Raw genomic sequence first — 900 nt, 5'->3', positions numbered from 1 at the left:
GTAATACCAGCGGAATCTGCTTTGTTAAGGTTAGCTCCACGTTCATGCAGTTTTTTAATCATATTGGCATTACCTTTATAGGCAGCGGCGATGGCTGGGGTACCCCCAGCATTGGTTGCTTTATTGAAGTCAGCCTTATATTGGTAAAATTTATCAATCAGAGTTATATGTCCGTATGAAACAGCCACATAGAGAGGAGTTAGCCCGTAAGAATTTGCTATATCGAAGTTAGCACCTAACTTATGCAGAAGGTCGAAATGTTCGATATCACCTAGTAATGCGGCGAGATGAACTAAGTTCGAATTATTAATTATTTCAAACTTCAAAGTTTTATGAATTAATCTACAAAATTGGTCAAAAAGTTTCTTCCCAGACAATTTTGAAGAAGGAAGCTTGTTATAAAAATCCAAAATTTTTGCATAACTACGAATAAAATTTTCAGTTAATTTGTAATCATTAGCAATTTGCTTAAGAAACAATTGAGTGCGATTACGATCACTTAATATAAATTCCAGTAACGTTTGAGATTTTTTCGGTACCTGATGGGGCACTGCTGTAGCCTGTAATAATATTTCTTCAAATGGACACGTTGATAACGTAGCAATCAACTGTTTTTCCGAAAAATTATTCATTAAATGTTGCAGCGGAGAGGATGGCTGCAATTTTTTTTTCTTTTTTCGACCTTGGGATTGTGGCTCTTCCTGGGAATTCCCTCCTTTTTCAGTTGTATTCCCCTCTTCTTTGTTAATCTTTTTATCTGTGGGTAGGTGATTGTGCAGCGGCGTAGTAGTAACCTTCTGAAACGCTTTAAACTGCTCCATGTTACGGCCAAGTACGCCAAGAAAGATATCGCGGGCCTGGGTTTCATTTCCCTGCTGTAGTAGTTTTCTTGCCTCAGCT

1 protein-coding gene is annotated in these 900 nt (G+C 37.8%); it reads right to left on the bottom strand.

Going from position 1 to position 900, the window contains the following annotated elements; genetic code table 11:
- A partial coding sequence (locus Ljam_RS03125) for an ankyrin repeat domain-containing protein (protein ID WP_162262909.1) occupies positions 1-821 on the bottom strand: 821 nt, incomplete at its 3' end.
- Between the last annotated feature and the right edge of the window lie 79 nt (positions 822-900).

The organism is Legionella jamestowniensis (genome assembly GCF_001467745.1).
Taxonomy (GTDB): Bacteria; Pseudomonadota; Gammaproteobacteria; order Legionellales; family Legionellaceae; genus Tatlockia; species Tatlockia jamestowniensis.
Note: the sequence above shows the minus strand (reverse complement) of the source record. Positions and strands in the feature narration are given on the sequence as shown.